At 55.0% G+C, this 19,836-nt stretch carries 19 protein-coding genes and 2 pseudogenes; 8 read left to right on the forward strand and 13 right to left on the reverse strand.

All coding sequences use genetic code 11. The annotated features are described in order from the left end of the window. Window positions 1-87: 87 nt before the first annotated feature. The 5 genes from AC02Y0_RS23665 to AC02Y0_RS23685 form a co-directional block, all read right to left on the reverse strand. Window positions 88-1,785: a methyl-accepting chemotaxis protein gene (locus AC02Y0_RS23665; protein WP_476384498.1), complete on the reverse strand. Its 1,698-nt coding sequence runs from the start codon at window positions 1,783-1,785 to the stop codon at window positions 88-90. Between the two features lie 198 nt (window positions 1,786-1,983). After that, a complete protein-coding gene (locus AC02Y0_RS23670) occupies window positions 1,984-2,889 on the reverse strand; it encodes a MerR family transcriptional regulator (RefSeq protein ID WP_476384499.1) in 906 nt (301 codons plus the stop codon). Between the two features lie 288 nt (window positions 2,890-3,177). Then, complete coding sequence (locus tag AC02Y0_RS23675) at window positions 3,178-3,408, reverse strand: hypothetical protein (RefSeq protein ID WP_476384500.1); 231 nt, start codon at window positions 3,406-3,408, stop codon at window positions 3,178-3,180. Between the two features lie 279 nt (window positions 3,409-3,687). After that, window positions 3,688-3,999 carry a hypothetical protein gene (locus tag AC02Y0_RS23680; RefSeq protein ID WP_476384501.1) on the reverse strand — a complete coding sequence of 104 codons (312 nt, stop codon included), beginning with the start codon at window positions 3,997-3,999 and terminating at the stop codon, window positions 3,688-3,690. A gap of 22 nt (window positions 4,000-4,021) precedes the next feature. Next, window positions 4,022-5,185 carry a site-specific integrase gene (locus AC02Y0_RS23685; protein ID WP_476384502.1) on the reverse strand — a complete coding sequence of 388 codons (1,164 nt, stop codon included), beginning with the start codon at window positions 5,183-5,185 and terminating at the stop codon, window positions 4,022-4,024. 77 nt (window positions 5,186-5,262) lie between these two features. Between AC02Y0_RS23685 and AC02Y0_RS23690 the strand changes: the two genes are divergently transcribed. The 6 genes from AC02Y0_RS23690 to AC02Y0_RS23715 all read left to right on the forward strand — a co-directional run bounded on the left by AC02Y0_RS23690 (window position 5,263) and on the right by AC02Y0_RS23715 (window position 12,121). Next, window positions 5,263-5,541, forward strand: a complete 279-nt coding sequence (locus AC02Y0_RS23690; RefSeq protein WP_476384503.1) for a type II toxin-antitoxin system Phd/YefM family antitoxin — start codon at window positions 5,263-5,265, stop codon at window positions 5,539-5,541. Then, window positions 5,528-5,959 (forward strand): plasmid maintenance toxin (PemK-like), encoded by a 432-nt coding sequence (locus AC02Y0_RS23695; protein ID WP_476384504.1) that lies wholly within the window; start codon window positions 5,528-5,530, stop codon window positions 5,957-5,959. Before AC02Y0_RS23690 ends, AC02Y0_RS23695 begins: the two co-directional genes overlap by 14 nt. 205 nt (window positions 5,960-6,164) lie before the next feature. Continuing rightward, window positions 6,165-7,307 (forward strand): RHE_PE00001 family protein, encoded by a 1,143-nt coding sequence (locus AC02Y0_RS23700; RefSeq protein ID WP_476384542.1) that lies wholly within the window; start codon window positions 6,165-6,167, stop codon window positions 7,305-7,307. Between the two features lie 127 nt (window positions 7,308-7,434). Further along, window positions 7,435-9,732: a UbiA family prenyltransferase gene (locus AC02Y0_RS23705; protein WP_476384505.1), complete on the forward strand. Its 2,298-nt coding sequence runs from the start codon at window positions 7,435-7,437 to the stop codon at window positions 9,730-9,732. Then, window positions 9,729-10,346, forward strand: a complete 618-nt coding sequence (locus AC02Y0_RS23710; protein ID WP_476384506.1) for a hypothetical protein — start codon at window positions 9,729-9,731, stop codon at window positions 10,344-10,346. The genes AC02Y0_RS23705 and AC02Y0_RS23710 overlap by 4 nt, the downstream gene beginning before the upstream one ends. Before the next feature lie 687 nt (window positions 10,347-11,033). Next, a protein-coding gene (locus AC02Y0_RS23715; RefSeq protein ID WP_476382890.1) for an IS3 family transposase occupies window positions 11,034-12,121 on the forward strand; the annotation gives its coding sequence in 2 pieces (ribosomal slippage) (window positions 11,034-11,295 and window positions 11,295-12,121; 1,089 coding nt in all). A 39-nt stretch (window positions 12,122-12,160) separates the two neighbouring features. Here AC02Y0_RS23715 and AC02Y0_RS23720 read toward each other — a convergent pair. From AC02Y0_RS23720 to AC02Y0_RS23755, 8 genes and pseudogenes are all read right to left on the reverse strand, one after another. Next, window positions 12,161-12,313: pseudogene (locus AC02Y0_RS23720) on the reverse strand (IS3 family transposase); the annotation flags it as partial. Between the two features lie 213 nt (window positions 12,314-12,526). Continuing rightward, window positions 12,527-13,135 carry a 2OG-Fe(II) oxygenase gene (locus AC02Y0_RS23725; RefSeq protein ID WP_476384507.1) on the reverse strand — a complete coding sequence of 203 codons (609 nt, stop codon included), beginning with the start codon at window positions 13,133-13,135 and terminating at the stop codon, window positions 12,527-12,529. A gap of 193 nt (window positions 13,136-13,328) precedes the next feature. Next, entirely contained in the window at window positions 13,329-14,534 is a 1,206-nt protein-coding gene (locus AC02Y0_RS23730) for a hypothetical protein (protein ID WP_476384508.1), read from the reverse strand. Then, window positions 14,531-15,481: a YcaO-like family protein gene (locus AC02Y0_RS23735; protein WP_476384509.1), complete on the reverse strand. Its 951-nt coding sequence runs from the start codon at window positions 15,479-15,481 to the stop codon at window positions 14,531-14,533. The genes AC02Y0_RS23730 and AC02Y0_RS23735 overlap by 4 nt, the downstream gene beginning before the upstream one ends. Next, window positions 15,471-16,160, reverse strand: coding sequence for a Fe(II)-2OG oxygenase family protein (locus AC02Y0_RS23740; RefSeq protein WP_476384510.1), 690 nt, complete (start codon window positions 16,158-16,160; stop codon window positions 15,471-15,473). Before AC02Y0_RS23740 ends, AC02Y0_RS23735 begins: the two co-directional genes overlap by 11 nt. Window positions 16,161-16,170: 10 nt before the next feature. Beyond that, on the reverse strand, window positions 16,171-17,292 hold the full coding sequence (locus AC02Y0_RS23745) for an aKG-HExxH-type peptide beta-hydroxylase (protein ID WP_476384511.1): 1,122 nt from the start codon (window positions 17,290-17,292) through the stop codon (window positions 16,171-16,173). Between the two features lie 57 nt (window positions 17,293-17,349). Continuing rightward, on the reverse strand, window positions 17,350-17,511 hold the full coding sequence (locus tag AC02Y0_RS23750; RefSeq protein WP_476384512.1) for a hypothetical protein: 162 nt from the start codon (window positions 17,509-17,511) through the stop codon (window positions 17,350-17,352). A gap of 314 nt (window positions 17,512-17,825) precedes the next feature. Beyond that, window positions 17,826-18,032 (reverse strand): annotated as a pseudogene (locus tag AC02Y0_RS23755) (IS3 family transposase); the annotation flags it as partial. Between the two features lie 62 nt (window positions 18,033-18,094). Between AC02Y0_RS23755 and AC02Y0_RS23760 the strand changes: the two are divergent. Continuing rightward, window positions 18,095-19,254 (forward strand): IS3 family transposase gene (locus tag AC02Y0_RS23760; RefSeq protein WP_476384513.1). Its coding sequence is split into 2 segments (ribosomal slippage): window positions 18,095-18,359 and window positions 18,359-19,254, totalling 1,161 coding nucleotides; the frame shifts between segments, so codons are not numbered across the junction. 34 nt (window positions 19,255-19,288) lie between these two features. Beyond that, entirely contained in the window at window positions 19,289-19,762 is a 474-nt protein-coding gene (locus AC02Y0_RS23765; RefSeq protein WP_476384514.1) for an SDR family NAD(P)-dependent oxidoreductase, read from the forward strand. Window positions 19,763-19,836: the final 74 nt, after the last annotated feature.

A 19,836-nucleotide genomic window follows, 5' to 3' on the forward strand; every position in this document is an offset into this window, starting at 1 on the left:
GCCTGAAACGTGCCCAAAGCCGGCTTTGCCTAGATCCGGTGGATGTTTCTTGAAGAGCGAAATTGAGAGTTCGGATTGGTCTGTGCCTCATGCAGCACGGTTCAGTTCCAGTGCCGTCCGAGAAGAGCTGTGGTTTCCCTTACCAAGGTCGAATTGGCCAATCATGCCGAGAAGCTTGTCGGCCTCGCTGGAGAGCGTTGATGCGGCTGCACTGCTTTCCTCGACCATTGCAGCATTCTGCTGTGTCATCTGGTCCATACTGTTGACGGCACTGTTGACTTCTACAAGCCCGGACGATTGTTCGCGTGCCGCGGTCGAGATGGATACAACATGGTCATTGATCTCGACGATAAACTGGCTGATCGACTTCAGCGCGTTGCCCGTATCGCTGACTAGCTTCACGCCGGATGCGACTTCCGTCGCAGAATTCTGGATTAGATCCTTGATTTCCTTGGCGGCCTTTGCCGATCGCTGGGCTAGCTCCCGAACCTCCTGCGCAACGACAGCGAAGCCGCGACCGGCTTCACCGGCGCGGGCTGCTTCGACGCCGGCATTGAGAGCGAGAAGGTTGGTCTGGAAGGCAATCTCGTCAATCACGCCGATGATATTGGAGATCTTGGACGATGAGTCTTCGATCCGGCTCATGGCGTCGACTGCATGCGCCACGACGTCGCCGGATTTCTCAGCGCTCGCCTTGGCAGAGCCCGCCACGTCGCGGGCCTCTTGGGCACGTTGGGCCGAGGAACTAACATTGGCGGTGATTTCTTCAAGCGCTGCTGCCGTCTCCTCGAGATTGGCAGCCTGGCTTTCGGTGCGGCGGGAAAGATCACCGACACCTTGGGTGATCTCGCGCGTGCCCTGGCTGATGATCTCGACGCTGCTGGAGATTTCGCGGAAGGTGTCGCAGAGCTGTGAGACCGAGCGGTTGAGATCGTGGCGAAGGAATTCGAATTCGGCGGAGAAGGGCTCGGTCAGCTGGAAGCCGAAGTCCCCGGAACACAGTCGCTTCAACGCGTCGCCGAGCGAGCTGACGGTGCGCACACGCGCTGTCACTTCGGTTGCGAATTTGACGACTTTCACGACTTTACCGTGGATGTCGAGGATGGGATTGTAGGAGGCCGAAATAGTGACTTCCTTGCCTGACTTCGTGATCCGTTTGAACTCTGAGGCCTGATAGCGGCCTTCGCGCAGCGCCTCCCAGAAGGACTTGTAGTCGTTGGAAGCGACAAAATCGCGGTCGACGAAAACGCTGTGGTGCTTGCCGACAAGTTCCGGAAGCGAATAACCCATCAGGCTCAGGAAGTTCTCGTTGGCGCCCATGATTGTGCCGTCAACCGAGAACTCGATGATTGCCTGCGACCGGCTGATCGCCGCGATCTGGGCTGCGTAGTCTAGGTTCAGGAGACGCGCCTTGGCGTCTGCCCATTCGACCACAAACCCGACGATCTTGGCGCTTTGCTTCAAGGGGGTGACAAGCAGATCGAACACACGGTTGCCGACAGTAATGGTTGCGCTGTGGCGGTTCTTCAGCGCCGCCAGCATATTGCGCTGGTGGGATGGGTTCTTGTGAAACACATCGATATTGCTGCCAATCAGGGATGCGACGCTGAACTTCGGTAGCTCCTTCTTGAGATCCGATTCGGCTTCCTTCAGCAGGTCGACCACTGCCGGGTTCATGTAGGTGATGTTGAGTTTGGCATCGGCCACCATGACATTGGCCTGCAACGCGTCGAGCGCCAATGTTCTGGCGACAGCCTTAGCATCCGAAAAACCAGGAAAACCCATCTCTCTCTCCAACTTCCAGCCGCTTTAAGGCGGACAAGCGACGATTTGATCGAGACTTAAAATAGATACAAACAATAAATGAAAAGCTAAAACATGAAGGCTTTGTCTGTTTTTTGTGCGAATTCTCATAACGCCATGAGATCTGAAAACTGTCCGCAACTGTTGAAACGGATACCGTCCGAAGCAACGGTTCTGACACTAAGCGGAGACCGGCTTAGAGTGAGCAGCCTCCAGGGCTGACAGAAAAGGCGTGAGATCGGCCAAGTAGTGCACTCCGGGCATGGGGGCGACGGTTTTGTATGCCGGTCCACCGATCCAGATCTCGATCTCGGGGGCAAGCAGCGATCGTAGGGATCGAAGGTCTCGCTGCAGAGCGGCCCGACGACCGCTCAACGCGCTGAGACAGACGCACCGCACGCCCCGATTATGGGCCGCCTTCACAATCTCGCCAGGCTTCAGATTGGCGCCGAGAAACAGGGCATCCCAACCTCTCAATCGCGCGAGCAGCGTATTAAAGAGCGCTCCGATATCTTGTTGTACGCCTTTTGGTGTGGTCGCAATTAAGCGTGGCGCACCAGTTGCGGGCGGTGGGCAATGATCGAATAGACTGCCGAGAATGCGCTTGATATGCGACGTGGTCATGTGCTCAGCCGCGATTGACGCCTCGCTCGCGGCGCAAAGTGAACGGACCTCTCGCATCAGCGGCAGGGCGGTGCTGCGAATGAAACATTCCGGCGTGTTCCGGTCCACCTGAGCCTGAAGCAGTGTCTGCAGTCGGTCGCTGTCGATCGCCTTGACTGCTTGGAGCATATCGGGAAGAGCGTTTCGGGCGTTGAGGTCACCTTCGATCTGCAAGAGCGTCTGGGTGTCCAGTTTGACGAGATTGCCGATACGGCATCCCCTGTCGCTGCAGGATTTTAAAAGCCTCAGCCTTTCGACCTGATCGTGGGTGTAGAAACGTCGTCCGCTTGGACTGCGTGCTGCGGCGTTGATGCCATAGCGCCGCTCCCAGGCATGAAGCAGGTGCTTGTTGAGGCCGCTCGAAGATAGCGCTTCGGCCATCCCGACAAACGACTGTCCTTTGTTGTCCCTGATTCGCTGCATGCCGATACCCATTGTTCGATGGATATTAGACTGCCAGTATTAAAAGAAAAGCTTACGTAGGGGCTGAGTTGCAGAAGCAAACGGCCTGCACTAGGCAGGCCGTCTCTCGCCTTGGCTTCCTGGTCGTAGCGGCTCTCCAGCAGCTGTTGTGCAGCGGCTGCCTCCACGTCGATTGGTTTTATCTCGCCATGTCACATTCGTGCAGCTACCTGGAGAGGCCGCGTGCCCGGCGTGGGCTCATCTCGAAGCTATGGCGGAGCGTACTAAGGGGCAGAGTTATCCTCCCAGCTATGCATCAAGGCACTGGTGCAAGGTGCTAGAATTCCTGCCACTCGTCCCCACGGGCTTGATCTCGGGGTCGGTCGAATAAAGCGTTCGGCCTTCAGCATCGACAACATAGGCCTGAACGCCGCTCGCCAATCCTTGGGTCGCCACGTCCATATCACGGATATTGCCGTCGAACCTCAAATTTGCGAGGCGAAGTGCATCATCAATCCGACGAGCCGTCTGGGTACCCATCTGATGGATCCAGGACACATGACTTGCGACGATTTTTACAGACGCAACGGCGCGCTCTTCGGCACGGTTAATCGTCGCGAATTAGGATTGGGCAGCCCAAGTGCCGAGTATGGACAGGAGTGCCAAAAGAGCCGCGGCGGTGGCAACCGCTGCGACCTTCGACACAGATCGGTTAGATTCGCCTGTTGTCACCGCCCATCCTCCCGATGTTGTCCGGTTGATGAATTGTGAACACAGCTAAAGAGACGGAACACAAAGATCAACGGAAATCCAGACAGCTCAGTCGGAGAGCGAGACCGGTGTGTTGTCAATCCAGTTATAGGCCGCCTGAACCAGGTCGAGGTCTGATGCGTAGCTGACCGCAGCAGTTGCGACGACCATTTGGGCAACGGCATCTGCCACGTCACGGCGGTTGCGATCATCGGCGCCGAGAACAATTTCCTTTAGCTCGTCCGCATCTCCGCCTGCAGCGTAGAACAGGTCGATCGCTGCAGTCATAAGTCTCTCCCGCTTGTCGGAGGTGAGGGCCACCTGCCGCAAAGGGTCCAGCGCTCCCAAGCGTTCTACGATGCGGTTTTGCAATTCACTCATCTATGCTCCCTCATCCACATGGCTAGTCCATCAACCGAGCAGCGCGGCCGCTGCGCCGTTGGGCACTGTTGTAGTATTGCGATGCCTGCTGAACAGATCGATGCCGCGACTGCTCCATCGCTTCGGGCAGAGGAATGCCACGATTGGCGGCTTCTGTCAGGTAGCCGGATCGCAGGCCATGCGCTGAGAACTCCGCCGGATCGAGGCCAGCCAGTTCAGCCCGATGCTTGACGATGTCATTGATGGCTTTCGGGTCCAGCGGTCGCCGCGAGACATTGCCCCAGCGATCGATGGCTCTGAAGATACTGCCCTTGTCGATCTTGGCTGCGTCGAGCCAAGCGTTGAGGGTCTCGACTGGTCGGCCGGTGAGATACACCACTTCGTCGTTCTCTGTGCCACTGGTCTTGGTGCGACCGAGATGGATCGAAAGAGAGGGCAGGGGAGGGCCGCTATCCACCTCGATGGGCTCCTCCGGCTGCAACTGTTCTTTTCGGAGGGCCGCGATCTCGCTCCGACGTCGCCCCCCGGAAGCAAAGGCTACCATCAAGATGGCCCGATCTCTCGCATCGCGCAGATTACCGGTGGCACATGTCGCAAGGAGCTTTGCGAGTACGTCTCCGGTGACCGCCTTCGCGCTCTTTCGCTTTCTCGGTCGCGGCGTTGCTCGGATAGAAAGTCTGATGGCGGATCGAAGGGCAGGTGAGCCGAAGAAACCCTGGAGCCCGCGCCATTTCGTCAGCGTCGACCAGGTGGCGAGCCGCCGGCGCACGGTGTCAGGTGCGTGCGGTCCGAGAGTGCGAAGAAATCCTTGAAGCCGAAGCTTCTGCTCGACGTCTGCCGGCATTCCGTGTTCAGAATCCGTCAGACGCTTCTCCGCGTCCCACAGGTGGTGAGCAACGAATTTGAGAAGGAGCGCTTCGGGCGCTGGCCATGGAAGGGAGCGACCCGTGGCTGCCAGCGACCAAGCCTGCAAATAGGCCAGATCTGAGGTCAGCGCGCGTAGCGTGTTGGCACCCATGCCTTCGTTGACCAGATGACGGAGTGTGTCGACATCCTGATCCGTCAGCAGCTCGGCGAGTTCGTCACGCCGCTCGATCGGCAAGACTGACGCGATCGTATCGAGCTCTTCCACGCGGCGTGCGAGTGTGTCGCCGCTGGAAGGTGCGTTTGGAGCTTTCCCTGTCATCTCGTGCTTCTCGGTTCTTTAGAACATTTGCAAAAATTCCGGAAAGCCCGTATATTCCGGAACAAAGGAGATCTGCCATGACGTCGATTGTGACAGCTGCCGCAGTTTCGAAGAATTTCGGCGCCTATCAGGATGCCGCCGTGCGGGAGCCGGTGATCATCACCAAGAACGGCCGGCCGCGCACGGTGCTCATGGCCTATGAAGATTATCTTCGCCTGGCCAAGCGAGACCGGCGGGTCGATCTGACGGCTGCGATCAGTGACGACGAGCTGGCCGCGATTGAGGCGTCTACGATGGAGACTGGTCTGGATCATCTCAATGCCGAACTGCTGATGGACAAGAATGCTGCCGACTGAACTCAAGGTTGGCTGGGTATTCCGATATTCGTATCTCTGGCATTGGCAGCATCTGGACGGACGGGAAGAGGGTGACAAGGACCGACCCGCTCTGGTCCTGGCCATTGTTGCGACGCTCGAGGATGGGACGCCTGCAGTTCGTGTCCTGCCGATCACACATTCCCGGCCGTCCGATCCCAGCGACGCAATCGAAATACCGCCGGCTACCAAGCGCCGCCTCGGTCTCGACGACGAACGGTCGTGGATCGTACTGACTGAAAGCAACCGCTTCGTTTGGCCGGGGCCTGACGTTCGCCCTGTTGACAGCGAGAGCGGATATCACGGGCCACTGCCTCCGGCTCTCTTTGAAGAGGTGAAGCGCCGGTTTGTCGAGCTTGCCAGAAGCCAACGGCACAAAGCGACCATTCGTAGCGACTGAGCTCTTCATCCTGTTGTTAGCCCTCTAGTTCTGCGCGTCCAGCTATGGTCCTTGCCGTGATTTGCCACGACGTTAGGCCTCGAACGCCGTCAAATCAATAGCCTTCGATAAGGGTTACTTATCGGAGGTCAGTGATCCCAGCCTCGTTTGTGCGAGGTACAGAACCGTAATACCCATATAGCTTTCGCTTAACAAATCATTTACCATAATTTCAATGTCTTACGATCTCGCCAGATTGCCCATCCAGAGCTTGCTGCGGCCGATCTCCGAGGCCGCTGTCGCGCTTACCCGTCTCGACGAGCGCATTGCCCGCTCTCCCGTCGGTGAGGGCTTTCTCGAGCGCTCGCATTTCCTCGACGCGCATGCCTCGCTCTGGGTCGACGGTGAACTCGTTCATCTCGAAGACCTCGTCCTGCATGACGCGCTTCGCGACATCCGTGCTCCCACCCATGAACTCACCATCGCCCGCGACATCTTGAAAACCCGCCGACGCATCGCTGCCCATCCGCCCGCCTGGGCGCTGTCGGGCCCCGGCCTCGCCTCCCTCCGCGGCCGGCCGTGGGCCGGAGCATCATGGGGTGAGGACGGGGAGGGGGGGCCGGATGGGAATTTCGAGCCGACCGGTGCTCCGGCCGGGGTGGGGGAGGTGGAGGATGAAGTTGAAGACGGTCTGGGTGACGCGTTTGCCGCGATCGATGCGGTAATTGCCCGCTCGGAGGCGGCTATTGAAGAGGTGAAGAATCGGGGCCGTGTCAAAGACGCTCCGCAAAAGGATCCGTTCGTTTACGACCTTGACTGGGATGAGGACGAGCGTCTGGCGGAGTGGCAGGCCGTGCTGGCTCGCGCCCAGGATCTGCCACCGGTCCTTCAGGCGATCGTCGCCCTCGATGCGTGGAATGAGATCTCCGTCCTGCAGCATGTGCCTTGGCTCGGGCGTATGCTCGCCTCCTCGGTCCTTCGCGAGGGTGGCGTCACCACAAGCGGGCATCTCGCGGCGATCAATCTTGGGCTGAAAGCCATCCCTGTCGATCGGCGCCGGCATCGTGATCGCGAGACACGTTTGCTGGCGATAGCAAGGGCGCTGACAATCTCCGCCGAGACGGGGCTCAAGGAGCATGACCGGCTGGTGCTGGCGCGGGAGATGATGATGCGCAAGCTGGAGGGGCGGCGGATGTCATCCAGGCTGCCCGAGCTGGTCGAGCTCGTCATGTCGCGACCGCTGATCTCCGCCGGCATGGTGGCGAAGACACTTGAGGTGACGCCTCAAGGCGCGCGGCGGATCGTTCAGGAACTAGGGTTAAGGGAGATGACGGGCAGGGGGAGGTTTCGGGCGTGGGGTCTAGTCTAGGCGGTCGCAACTCAATAGAGATGCGCGACGTTCATTCCGGGTAAACGACCTGGCGACAGTAGTAAGTTCAAACAAGCTTTGCTACACGGGAGATGGGTGTCTTGCGCTTACGCAATAGGGCTTTGGGATGAGTGAAAACAACGCGGTACAGGGTGAGTCTTCAAGTCTAGTGGAGACGGGTAAGGAGGCGCTCGGTTACACGATAGTCGTAATCTTGGCGTTCATCAGCGGTTTGGCCTCCCATGTCAGCTATAGGGGGCAAGTCCTCTTCGATATAGAACTTGTAGTAAGGTTGGTCAAATCCTCCGGATGGTTCGCAGCTGGCTTAGCCCTCTATGCCTTCAGCTGGTTTTTTATGCGCGCCTTGATCTTGGACCCGAAAAGCGCCCGTGACGATCGAGGTGATTGGCACAGGGTCATTTGGATTCTTTGTTGCGCTATTGGTATAATCGCTCTCGCCGTGGCGTTTTTCACCGCTCCTTGGACTTATGAGATCGCTGCGCTCGTCTTTGCGATATTAGTCTTCGTCGCCGTACCCTGGGTGACGATCGCTTTAGCGGGTTTCGGAGAAAGTGATCCTTCTGAACATTTCACCTGGAAGACTTTTTATCCAGCACTTAGCGTACTGATGGCCTACTTTCTGATTGGTTGGAGCGTCTATCAGTCTTCTGCAGAAGCAGTGCTGGGTCAATTTCTCTTTATCGTAATGTTCTCGGTTCTGTATTGGCGGGTGAAAGAGAAGAAAACAAAAAATGTACCAAAATTGGTAGCTTTGAATTTCGGCCTCGTCGTCGTTTTTTCGATGGGGAGCGCACTGCTCCGGCAGATATCTGAGAGTTTGTATCGTCCAGAGATCGGCATGGCTTTTCTATGGACAATGACCTTAGGCGTCTTTGAGGTTGCGAAACAACCTTCGATTTTCAGTCGAAACGCTGAGTTGGCTAACGCTAAAGAATTTCTGAGATTCTATGCGAATGGTGCAAACTGGTCGATACTTGTTTTTCTACATCTATCGGTATTTTTCCTATTCCTATACGAAAGCCCTATAATAATAATCTATATAGTTCTTTGTATTTCTCTCTCGTTGATTTGGACTCTTCGTGAGAAGAAGAACGAATTACGGCGAGGAGTTCGTATGGCGGGTTTCTTCATGCCAATTGCTTTCGTAGTTCTATTGGCGATTGGGCAAGACTATTTTCCTGCTTGGGTAGCCGACGGCTATCAGCAATATGCCGGAACTATAGCAACAATCCTGGCAATGGTTGTTACTGTATTTTTTGTAATTTATGCGGGGGCGTATACGGAGTTTCCGGATTTTTATGCAAAAAACGAACTATTTATATCTAGACAAAATTGCGTTATGTTGGTTCCCCTAATAATAATTGCATGCATGGTTTCGCTATTTGCTTTCGTTTCATTTTATCAAGTTGCTTACGGGAGTATAAATCCGATTTTGAGCAGAAAGCTTGACGCTGTTCTGACGATTTATCTGATTGAAATGGTCGTTATTTTTGCTGCGGTACTCTGGCTGCCTCATAAAGATCTGGACGGCGATGATCCCGGAAATCAGTTTGGGGCTCGTGGTGGCGAGCCCGCCGCTGCTTCAGGGCAATCACGAATGTCATCCAGCAGAGCGTTTGCTAAGATGGCTCGGCCTGTAACATCTGCGTTAGCTGGATTACTCTGTTTTGCCGCTTATTGGTCATCTGCGGACGAGCTGACATCCGATTACGCTGCCAGTGCGTTCCTGCTGGGCGCCACGCTTTGCATGTTTGGCTTTGTAGTAAATGACTTGTTCGACTACGGGAAAGACCGATCGTCTCAGAGGGTGGATAAAGTTCTGGTCACCGGTGAGTTAACGTCTGAGCATGCTCTTTCTTTCGCGCTCTTGCTCTTGACCGTCAGTATTGGACTTGCTGCACGCTTGCCAGCGCAAACTTTGCCTGCAGTGAGCCTGGCCGCAGCAGCCCTCGTTGGCTACTCTCCGTTCGCGCGCTCCGTGCCACTCTTGAAAGGATTGTATACAGGAGTTTTAACAGCGTCGCCTTTTGTTATTGGGTTTCAAATTGCGAATGCACCAGTCCCTTTGTTTTTCCTTTCTCTCATCATTGTGTTCATTTGCGGTCGCGAGATTCTCATCGATCTTGATGATATCAGGCATGATATCGCTGTGGGGATGATGACTATCCCCACGAAGATCGGCGCCAACTTGTCGCTCATCACCGGTTGGACCGTTATGAGCGTTTCGTTGGCTCTTGGTTATTTCGGATTTAGTTCCGACGTAAGCCAGAAGCTGATGGCGGTTGCCGCGTTAGGAACTCTGGTCTTGGGAATCGTAACGCGACATCAGCGATTAAGCTTCGGTATCGACTTCAGTCGTGTACCAATGCTTCTTGTTGTGGTTGCTTTGGTTACAGACCGATGATCTGGCGTCTCGCTCCTCCAGTCGGTTTGATTTTCGCTGTTTTGCTATTTTGGCTTGGCGTCGAGGCCGGTTTTCTGCCTGCGTCGGAAGACGTTATCGGGAGGCTCGGTGAAGCCCTTCGCGAAGCCGGTGGCTTGGCGATTGGAGCAGTCGCTGCCGCAGAGAATATTGTGTTCTTGAACATCTATTTTCCGGGTTCGGTCGTAATCCTCGGCGTCATGGCTTCGACCTATGGCGATCCAGCCTACGCATTTGCCGTATTCTTATACATTTTGGTGGGCCAGCTTTGTGGACTATCCGTGAGCGAAAGGATAGGGTTTTTTTCCTCACGCGGTGCGGCCTTGAGTAAGCAACCGAGCTCTCCTGGTTTCTGGCCGCTTCTCCTTTTCTGGCATCCTCACGCTGCCTCGGCTACCGCTTTCGCGCTCGGGGTAAACAGATCCCAATTTCGGTATGTCGTCATCGCTGGAAGCTGCTTCTTCTGGAGCAGCTTTTGGGCGCTGATTATGTACTTCGGCTTTGGCGCAGTTGTGAACGAGATTGGCTGGGACTACGTCACGCTAATCTACGCCCTTGGCTGGATTTGTCTGGAGATCTATAAATTTCGGCGTTAAGCATGGGATCTTCGAGCGTCAATAGGGCACCATGCGCGGTGCTTTGCGATTTGGAATTTGCTGATCTAGGCCGTGTTGGGCAGTCACGGAGTAGCAATGGCTCCTTGGCCACCGCGGTTAGCATTCGCCATTCTTACGGCGCCAGATCGGTCTGTTCGAGTGGAAATAGCATCTCGAAATGCACGATAGCGATAGATGGGAGGCTCAATGCGATGCGGTCGTGACCCGATAGCAATAGCACGATTGGCTTTGGCGGTATCGCGAAGCGTTTAACCGGCACCTGTCGGTCAAGGCCCTCGATTTCAGACGTGATATCGTCCAGATGGGACACCGATCCCTCATTTGTCGTGTACGCTATCATCCCGGCGATTGGCTGGGTCGTATAGACTGAATCGGTAGTGAAGAAGCATCCAATCCCTTCTTCCGCAAGATATCGGCCCCCGATGTCCGCAACAGATCTCAGCGGCTTTGCTTCCAAAGCGAATTGGGGCGCGTTTGAACCAAGTTGCGAATAGACGAAGAAGTCTACTTTCCTAGAGTATCGGCCCGTCCGATTTGGGCTCTCGACTAGATATTCGGTCTCGAAAACAACCTCCTGCTGCCTTAGAAAGTCGTCCGGTAATCCTCCCCGGGAATAAGGGGCTTCAAAAGTAGAATTTTCTCGGCAAGATGCTCGAGGAGATTTTGATGAAGAAGAGCCGATTTACCGAAGCCCAGATCATGGCTGTTTTGCGCCAAGCCGAAGGCGGTGTCCCCGTCCCTGAGCTTTGCCGGGAGCACGGCATCAGCAGCGCCAGTTTCTACAAATGGCGAGCAAAATATGGGGGCATGGATGCCTCAATGATGAGCCAGATGAAGGCTCTTGAGGACGAGAACCGCCGATTGAAGCGGATGTATGCCGATTTGAGCATGCAGGCCGATCTGCTGAAGGAGGCTCTCGGAAAAAAATGAGGCGGCCATCTCAGCGCCGAGAGCTGGCCGAGAAAGCAGTGGCGCAACACGGTGTGAGCATCGCGCTGGCATGCAGAACATTTGGCGTCAGTGAGACCTGTTTTCGGTATAGCCCAAAGCGCAATGCCGATAACGATGAGATCGCCGATCTGCTGCTTGGGCTCGTGAAGATGAAGAAGACCTGGGGCTTCGGTCTATGCTTCCTGCATATGCGCAACGTCCAAGGCTATCGCTGGAACCACAAACGAGTCTACCGTATCTACCGGGAGCTTGAGCTGAACCTGAGGATCAAGCCTCGGCGGCGGCTGAAGCGCGAGAAGCCCGAGGAACTGGCGGTGCCCGATGCGCCGAACGTGGTCTGGTCGATGGACTTCATGGCGGATCGCCTGGCGGACGGTCGCCAGTTCAGGCTTCTGAACGTTTTGGACGACTTCAACCGAGAGGGACTGGGGATCGAGGTTGACTTCTCACTGCCTGCCGAACGGGTCGTGCGCAGCCTCAACCAGATCATCGAATGGCGGGGCAAGCCGCTGGCGATCAGGGTCGATAACGGCCCCGAATACGTCAGTTCGAAGCTGGTCGAGTGGGCAGAGAAGCAAGGGATCGCATTGAACTACATCCAGCCCGGCAAGCCTCAGCAGAACGCCTATGTCGAGCGCTACAACCGAACTGTTCGGCATGAATGGCTCGATCTGTATATTTTTGACAGCATAACGGAGGTGCAAGAGATCGCCACGGAATGGCTTTGGACATATAACCACGAACGGCCCAACATGGGCATTGGCGGCATCACACCCGCTCAGAAAATGAAAATGGCTGCGTGAATTCTACCGCTGAACCCCGTTAAAACGGGGAGGATTACCGCCACCGTATTCTGCCCGCCAGCGGTAATATGTAACTTCCGTCACGCCTATCGACCGGATCGCCTCCGCCATCGATTTGCCCTGCGCATTCAGCACGTCAACCTGACGAAGCTTTGTGACGATCTCTTCCGCCTTGTGTCTTTTCACTGCCATTTCAATGTCCTTCTTCGGCTCATAAGCCATACTTCAAAAAGGACCACTTTTCAGGGGGCAGACCAGTATTGCCATCCCAACAAAGCCCGCCAAGTTCGTTATGCTGCTCCTGCGAAGCTTAAGGATTCTTGTTGGTTCCGTCTTTCACTTGCAGCCGAGTGTAAACGACGGCAATGCACTCACGCTTGGCGAGAGGATGAGTTAGGCGCGGGTTCAGCTCCAAAGCACCATGCGGCCTTCGCCTTCCACGTACCCTGCAAAAGCGGACCATGTGATCCTTGTCTCTCCCGTTACAGGCTTCACGGCGTGCATATTGGCAGAGTTGAATATTACTAGGTCGCCTGGCTTGGCATGAAATGTGACCGAGTTCGCCGGCAAATCGTCGCGGGAGATTCCTCCGGGCCGCCTTTTGCGTAACGCTACATACTCATCGAGATCAGGCGCAAAATCCCAGACTTCCAGCTCTCCCCCTGATGTCGCAGTCTGGAGATGGATGTTCAACGCCAACTGAGCATCGAGGATATCAGCCAACCGTTCTTCCGGATCGGCACGTTTCAAACGGTCTTGGTGAATTGCGCCGAAGCCGCCATCTTCAAAAACACGGATGAGCCCAGCGAAAGCGGTCCCAGCGGAAAACCGTGCCAGATTTGCGCCAGACGGCACGAGTTCGTCGAGCTCAAGGCGCAGCTTGTCAAACGGGCTTGGCGCGTTTCCGCACCAGCTGCGATACTTTCGTATGCGCGCGATCGCGTTTCCGAAGTAAGCAGCCCGTCTGTCCGAACTAAGCCGATTTTCGACAAATGCAGCGCCTACCTTGGCCACGCTCGGCTCGTGTGGGTATTTCGAAAGACGTGAGGTCTCAAGTACTTCCTTGATGACGGCCTTTCGAACAGGTTCGCCACAGTACTCTGGGACCCGCAGGATTCTGCTTTCGCCACGGATGATTGACAGCAGACTTTTCCATGTAAGGGTATCTTCTGTAATTATAGGGTCCATTGAAGAGCTCCGGGTTCGCTTATAGAGCTTCGGCCGCTGCGTTCGCGGCATGCTCTTTTCTTTCGATCCACCAACTTGAAACGAGTAGCGAGCAAGCGAAAACACATCCCAGCGTTCCTAAGGCGGCAAACAAAGCGAGTTGGGTAATACCCAGATGAAGCAGAGCACCCGCAACCCAGACAGAAATGAGCGTGGCGAGGCGGCCCGAGCTCTTCGCATAGGCGAGATACTCCATGAACCGAGGTCCTTTTAGCCGTCCTATGATCGCCTGCGATGTAAGCGGAATGGATACGCCGTATATCACGCCTATACAGCCGTATATCGCGGGCCCAAATTGGTGAGACCAGTCACTCGATAAACAAGCAATAAGTACGGACGTGAAGATCACAGGTACACAGGCCGCGCCCGGCGACGATGGCCACTTCTCAATCTTAAGAAGGTTAAACACGATCAGCAACTGGATTGCAAAGAAGAAACCATACAGCCACGCGAGTGCAGTCGCTCCTGTCGCCGGATCAGAATCGGCTAAAATGACGAACGCTATTGCGCCCTGCGCAAGGTTCGTAATCGTATTGAACACTATATACCAGAGCGCCCAAGGCCTAAATCTTTCTGCATGCTCTGACCCGACGGACTCTACTCCATTAGCCGCTCGCTGATCTGCTGCTCGCGTGGCGTAACGTAGCAACGTCGGATATATTAGGCCGACAGCACCGAGCGCGACAATGACCAGCAACACATATGTCTTGTCATGCATATAGAGCGCTCCAATCATCGGAGCGACAGCCATCTGCGATCTACCGATCATGTTCGCGAAAGCTGAAGTTCGCGCGTAGGAAAGGCCGTAGATTTGCTCGGCTTGAAGTGGAGTCCGGCTATTGAGAACCTGGTCCGCGGACACATTGATAGAGATCGCGCATGAAACGACGACTGCGGCTGTGAACTGCTCACCAAGCAGTGAAGCAACCAGGATGGTGGAAAGTACCGACAGCAGAATGCGGCTAATTGACAGCCGTCTTATCAGGTCGCGCTCGGTAAATCCGCTTGCGATGCGGCCAAGCAAAAGAGGTATGACAAATGTCGCCGTAAACGGGAGGGCATACAAAAAGCTGCCCCACACAAAGTTTCCTTCTGAGATAGTCCTGAGCGCAACAAGTGTTGCAGCGACCTGCGCAACACCTTGAGGCAAATAGGAAGCCGTGAGAAAAATATATTTAGTCTTCATAGAAATGGATTCGCTGTGCCTTGGTGAAACGGCTTCTGCGGCACATCGCGAGCGAGTTCAGATGTACAGCGCACCGCATAGAAATCTGGCTCCTCATAAATTTTGCCGTAAGTAACGCTAGATATGACTTCATCTAAAGGCGGCCACTGGTTTTCCAGATCCCCGCCCTGATGAAGGAGCTCCTCTGCGCGCATCTTCACTTTCTTTGCAAAATCAGGAGTGACCAAACGGAAATGGCGGCCCTTGATAGCTGGTGCGGTGGCCAGCGAAGCGGTGAGCATCTGCCGCTCCGATGTGGCATGCTCGACAGCGTCGTCCAGATTGCTCCTGAATGAGCTTCCGACCGCCACCAACGGTTCGTTCAGGCAGACTTCCATCGATATGGCGTGAAAACCAAAAGTGAATCTTCTGGTGAAGACCGCGAGTAGCTGGGAGGGGCTGTGTGCCAGAGCCTCCACCCTCAAGTTCAGCGATCGATCAAACCACCAGCAGTAGTTGATGTGACGTTCAATTACCTCAAAGCATGAGTGCGTTATGCCGTCATAACAAGACGTTCCGAAAGCAAGACCGGTAGCAGTAAGTCTATTGCCATCGCTCGTTTCAGCACCGATGAGCAATGTTCCACGGTTAACCGCCCCAATCTCGGATCCATGTCGGTAGGAGTAGGTTGTGATTAGATCATCTAGAGCCAATGTGTTATAGCCGGCCTCTGAACCAAGTACATGTTCGAGGCACTCAAAAAAGGCGGAGCAACGTGAGCGCTCCTCATCACGATCAAAGCCAAATCCAAATATATACTGCTCTCGATCGCCGCGTCTCAGTCGCATTGCCGCTTTAGAAAGCCAGCATGTACAATCAGCAACCTTGAACTGCTTGGCTTCGATGCGCGCTGGCCATCGGTCAAGAAGTGTGCCTTTCAAGGAAACATTAGGGAGATCATGCGGCACTTGTCGCAGCCTCTATAGAGGGGCTGACGCTGCTCGACGCAACGAGTCTTCTAAGTAAATGCCTGGACGAAACACCTTCGCGGAGCGGCACTGGGGGTCGGCCGTGAAACATCCTTTGATTGTCGATTATTAGAACGTCTGAGGCCTTAAAGGTAATCACAATGGGCATCACACGGTCTAAGGCCGAAAGGAACTCGTTTACAGCCCCTGTGCGTTCGCCATTCATATTCTTTGGCAGGCCCCATGGGTTTAAAAACGCAACAAGTGCCCCGCTCTTTCTGTCGGTGCTAACAAGTGGCATCGTGCATAACTTTTCAGAGATTCTGCAGTTGAATGCCGCACGCGTACTCGTGAGAGCGTGTCGCGCCATGGAAGACAGATTAAGGATGGCCTCGTGCGCATCTTTAAGAAATAACGGTGTCGGTATCTGGTCTTCCGCTATGCACCGCCAACCAATGAACTTGGCTCTCGGGCTATCGCAATGGAACGGAATGGCGTCGGGTTGAGCGACCTTGTTCGGCACAGACAAATCCACCTTAATATCTGAGTCGTACAATCGTTCGCCGAGAAAAGATGTAAGGCGATCAAAATCATCCTGAGTCTGGTCGTGCAGTAATAACCAGCCCCGCGTCGAGATGATGTCCAGGTAGTCATGTTCTTGCGTATTAGTGATTGCCATTTTCCGCCCCTCAGATGCTAGCCGAAGTCCGCTGGAAAGTGTTCGCTGTGGTGGAATTCAGAATTGCCGGAGCGTAAATCGCGCCGCCGCCGAATCTATGTTCCCTGGGTTTTGTCGCGTCGTAGTTTTCCCAAAAGCTCCTGCCCCTCACATTGTCGATCAACTCATTAAATTCATCCACAATATCTTGACCTGCGCTCGTAAGTTTTGCTCCCTTTTCAACTTCGTTGGTTCCGACAATCAACTCGTCCAACTGTTGATGGAGGTAGCCGAGCACCTCGTCCGACGCATCATGGTCAGCTATACTGGAGAAGAGTTGGACTATTCGGGATGTAACGAAAGTGGCATGAAAGACACCCATCATGGGTCGGGGATCTTTGCGGATCGGAGACCGAAAGAGTTCTTCCTTCTTGTTGAGTATTATTGGATCGATGGCCATTGCGGCATTTAGGTACATATGTGAGACCTCGTGTGTAAGGTGCTCGCCGTAGTACAGAACCGGGTTCACCTCGGATCTCGGTGTTCTAATGAACATGCAGCCGTACATGCGCACGTCCGTAATTCCCATCGTGACCGCTCCTTCGAAGATTCGGATCTTGCTGAGCAGCTCAAGCAACTCCAGATGCATCGCCGGAAAAAACTTTTCAATAAGCGATATAGCGTCATGAATATGGACCACTTGCTCCGCAACAACGTCGGAGGGGACTGGGAGAATTGTTGGCCTTTGATTGAAAGCCTTCTCACCCAGATCAAGTGAAGATTTAACTATGAAATCTTCCCATTTGGTCTCCCCAAGTGACAGGATCTCTGGACCTGCTGTTGCTGGGCCGGGCTTTGTAGATTTGGTCTCCGCCATGGTTTGCAGCTCAGCAACGATCGAGCTGACTTCGGACACATTCTGCTCTCTCATGGCCTTCAAGAGCGCGTCGTGGCAGTAAAAGATATTGGGATCCAAAATGTCCGCGGCGCGTCTCCGAGCCAGAAATCTATCCATGCTGCACTGATCATCTTGCTCGCCGGCGAGGGAAAGTAGATATGCCAGACTGGAATACATCGTGAAGAAGAACTGCTTTCTAGCTAAGATTGCATTCTGCCTAGAGGGATAGATCGATATTGGCGCAAATGAACGCATAAGAACCTCCGAAAATATGGGGGTGAACCCAGCCAAAGTTGGCTGGGTTCGCATCATTTAGAATGCGCTGATGCTAACCTGCATGGTCGCCAGTTCAGAATCGAAGACCAAATCGTCATCGATATCATAGGCTTGCGCCAAAACCTCTTGGCTTGTGGCGCTTTCGTGCTCAGAGGGAGCCTGCACTGTGGGGTTTTCCGTCGTATTAAAGTCACTCATCTTCTTCTCCAATTTGAGAGGGTTTCATCGATGATTGTTTTCCGTACGGCGCTGGGAGAATACCATGACTTCTGGTTGTGTAAACGCTCCGTGAGAGCCGACTATGACTTTTGACTTTTTTAGGGTGTGTACCAATGCGAGTTGGCTCGCCCAGGTTGTTGTTTTGTAGAATAAATCCCAGATTTCCCGGCCTGCCGTTTCGATAGATCACGTTTAAGTGAAGTGTATAGAACTTGACATTTACTAGTTTCGCGAGCTGGGCGCGTGGCAGTATTTGAACCGCCCCGGCTTTGCCGGAGACCGTTTGGTTTAAGTTATGCGGCCATGGCTGGTGCGTCCAGCATGGCGTAGTATCGTTCTTCGGCCTCGGCTGGCGGGATATTCCCGATGGGCTGCAGAAGGCGACGGTGGTTGAACCAGTCGACCCATTCGAGCGTGGCGAACTCCACAGCTTCGAAGTTGCGCCATGGTCCTCGCCGATGGATGACCTCGGCCTTGTAAAGACCGTTGATCGTTTCTGGTCTGCCCCCTGAAAAGTGGTCCTTTTTGAAGTATGGCTTATGAGCCGAAGAAGGACATTGAAATGGCAGTGAAAAGACACAAGGCGGAAGAGATCGTCACAAAGCTTCGTCAGGTTGACGTGCTGAATGCGCAGGGCAAATCGATGACGGAGGCGATCCGGTCGATAGGCGTGACGGAAGTTACATATTACCGCTGGCGGGCAGAATACGGTGGCCTGAAGAGCGATCAGGTGAAGCGTCTGAAGGAATTGGAGACCGAGAACGCTCGCCTCCGCCGGGCAGTTTCTGATCTGACCTTGGACAAGATGATCCTTGCGGAGGCCGCCAGGGGAAACTTCTAAGCCCCGCCCGCCGCCGCGCCTGTGTGGACCATGTCACTGCAGAACTGGGCGTGTCAGAACGACGGGCATGCCGGGTTCTCGGCCAACATCGTTCCACACAGCGCAAGATCGCAAAGAGCCCTGATGACGAAGCGGCATTGACTGCCGACATCACGGCGCTCGCCCTCCAATATGGCCGCTATGGCTATCGCCGCATCACCGCGATGCTGCACCAGGCGGGTTGGATCGTGAACGTCAAGCGGGTCGAGCGGATATGGCGGCGTGAGGGGCTGAAGGTTCCATCCAAGCAACCCAAGCGCGGGCGGCTCTGGCTAAACGACAGCTCGTGTATCCGGCTTCGACCGGAATACCCCAACCATGTCTGGTCCTACGATTTTGTCGAGGACCGGACCCACAGTGGAAAGAAAATCCGCATGCTAAACGTGATCGACGAGTTCACGCGAGAATGCATCGCCATCAGGGTCGAGAGAAGGCTGAAGGCTGTCGACGTGATCGATGTGCTCTCCGATCTCTTCATCCTACGCGGCATTCCTGCGCATATTCGTTCCGATAACGGCCCTGAGTTCATCGCCAAGGCTTTGAGGGAGTGGATTACGCTGGTCGGTGCCAAGACGGCCTACATCATGCCGGGCAGCCCGTGGGAAAACGGCTATTGCGAGAGCTTCAATTCCAAGCTCAGGGATGAGCTGCTCAACGGAGAAATCTTCTACACGCTCAAGGAGGCGAAGATCATTATCGAGGGTTGGCGGAGGCACTACAACACCGTTCGTCCGCACTCGTCACTGAACTACAAGCCACCCGCACCTGAAGCCACCGTGTGGCCGCGCCAGAACGGACCTGCTTCAACGCCAGCAGTGGCGGCCAGACCAAGCATGCACTAACATTAAACCCGGATCACCCAATGGGGGCAGGCCAGTGAACAATGTCGGCGTCTTTGCGCAAAGCGACACAGTTCCGAGCAGCACATCCTTGGCAATTGTGCGCATGTCCATGGAGACGAACTTCTTCGGTACGCTGGCCGTAACGCAGGCGATGCTGCCCCTGCTTCGCCGGTCGGATGCCGGGCGCATCGTTAATCTGTCGAGCAGCTGCGGATCGATCGCCGGCAATGGCGAGCCGTCATCGCCGTTCTATGCAGCCCAATATATCGGCTACAATGCTTCCAAGGCCGCGCTGAACATGCTGACCGTGCAGTTGGCGCAGGAGTTGCGCGAGACCAATATTGTCGTGACCTCGGTGTGCCCCGGTTTCGTCAACACCGATCTGAATGGCCATACGGGGCAACTTACCGCGTCTGAAGCTGCGCAGACCCCGGTACATTACGCCACCATCGGCGCGGATGCGGCATCGGGGCGGTTCATGGATCGGTCCGGCGCGGTGGCGTGGTAGGCCGCGACCGTCTACTGCCCAGAGGGTGCTGCATTTTGACGTTGGGCAGCGCACGCGTCATGGTAGATCCAGAA

This window comes from Allorhizobium sp. nf9_anc (genome assembly GCF_056323085.1).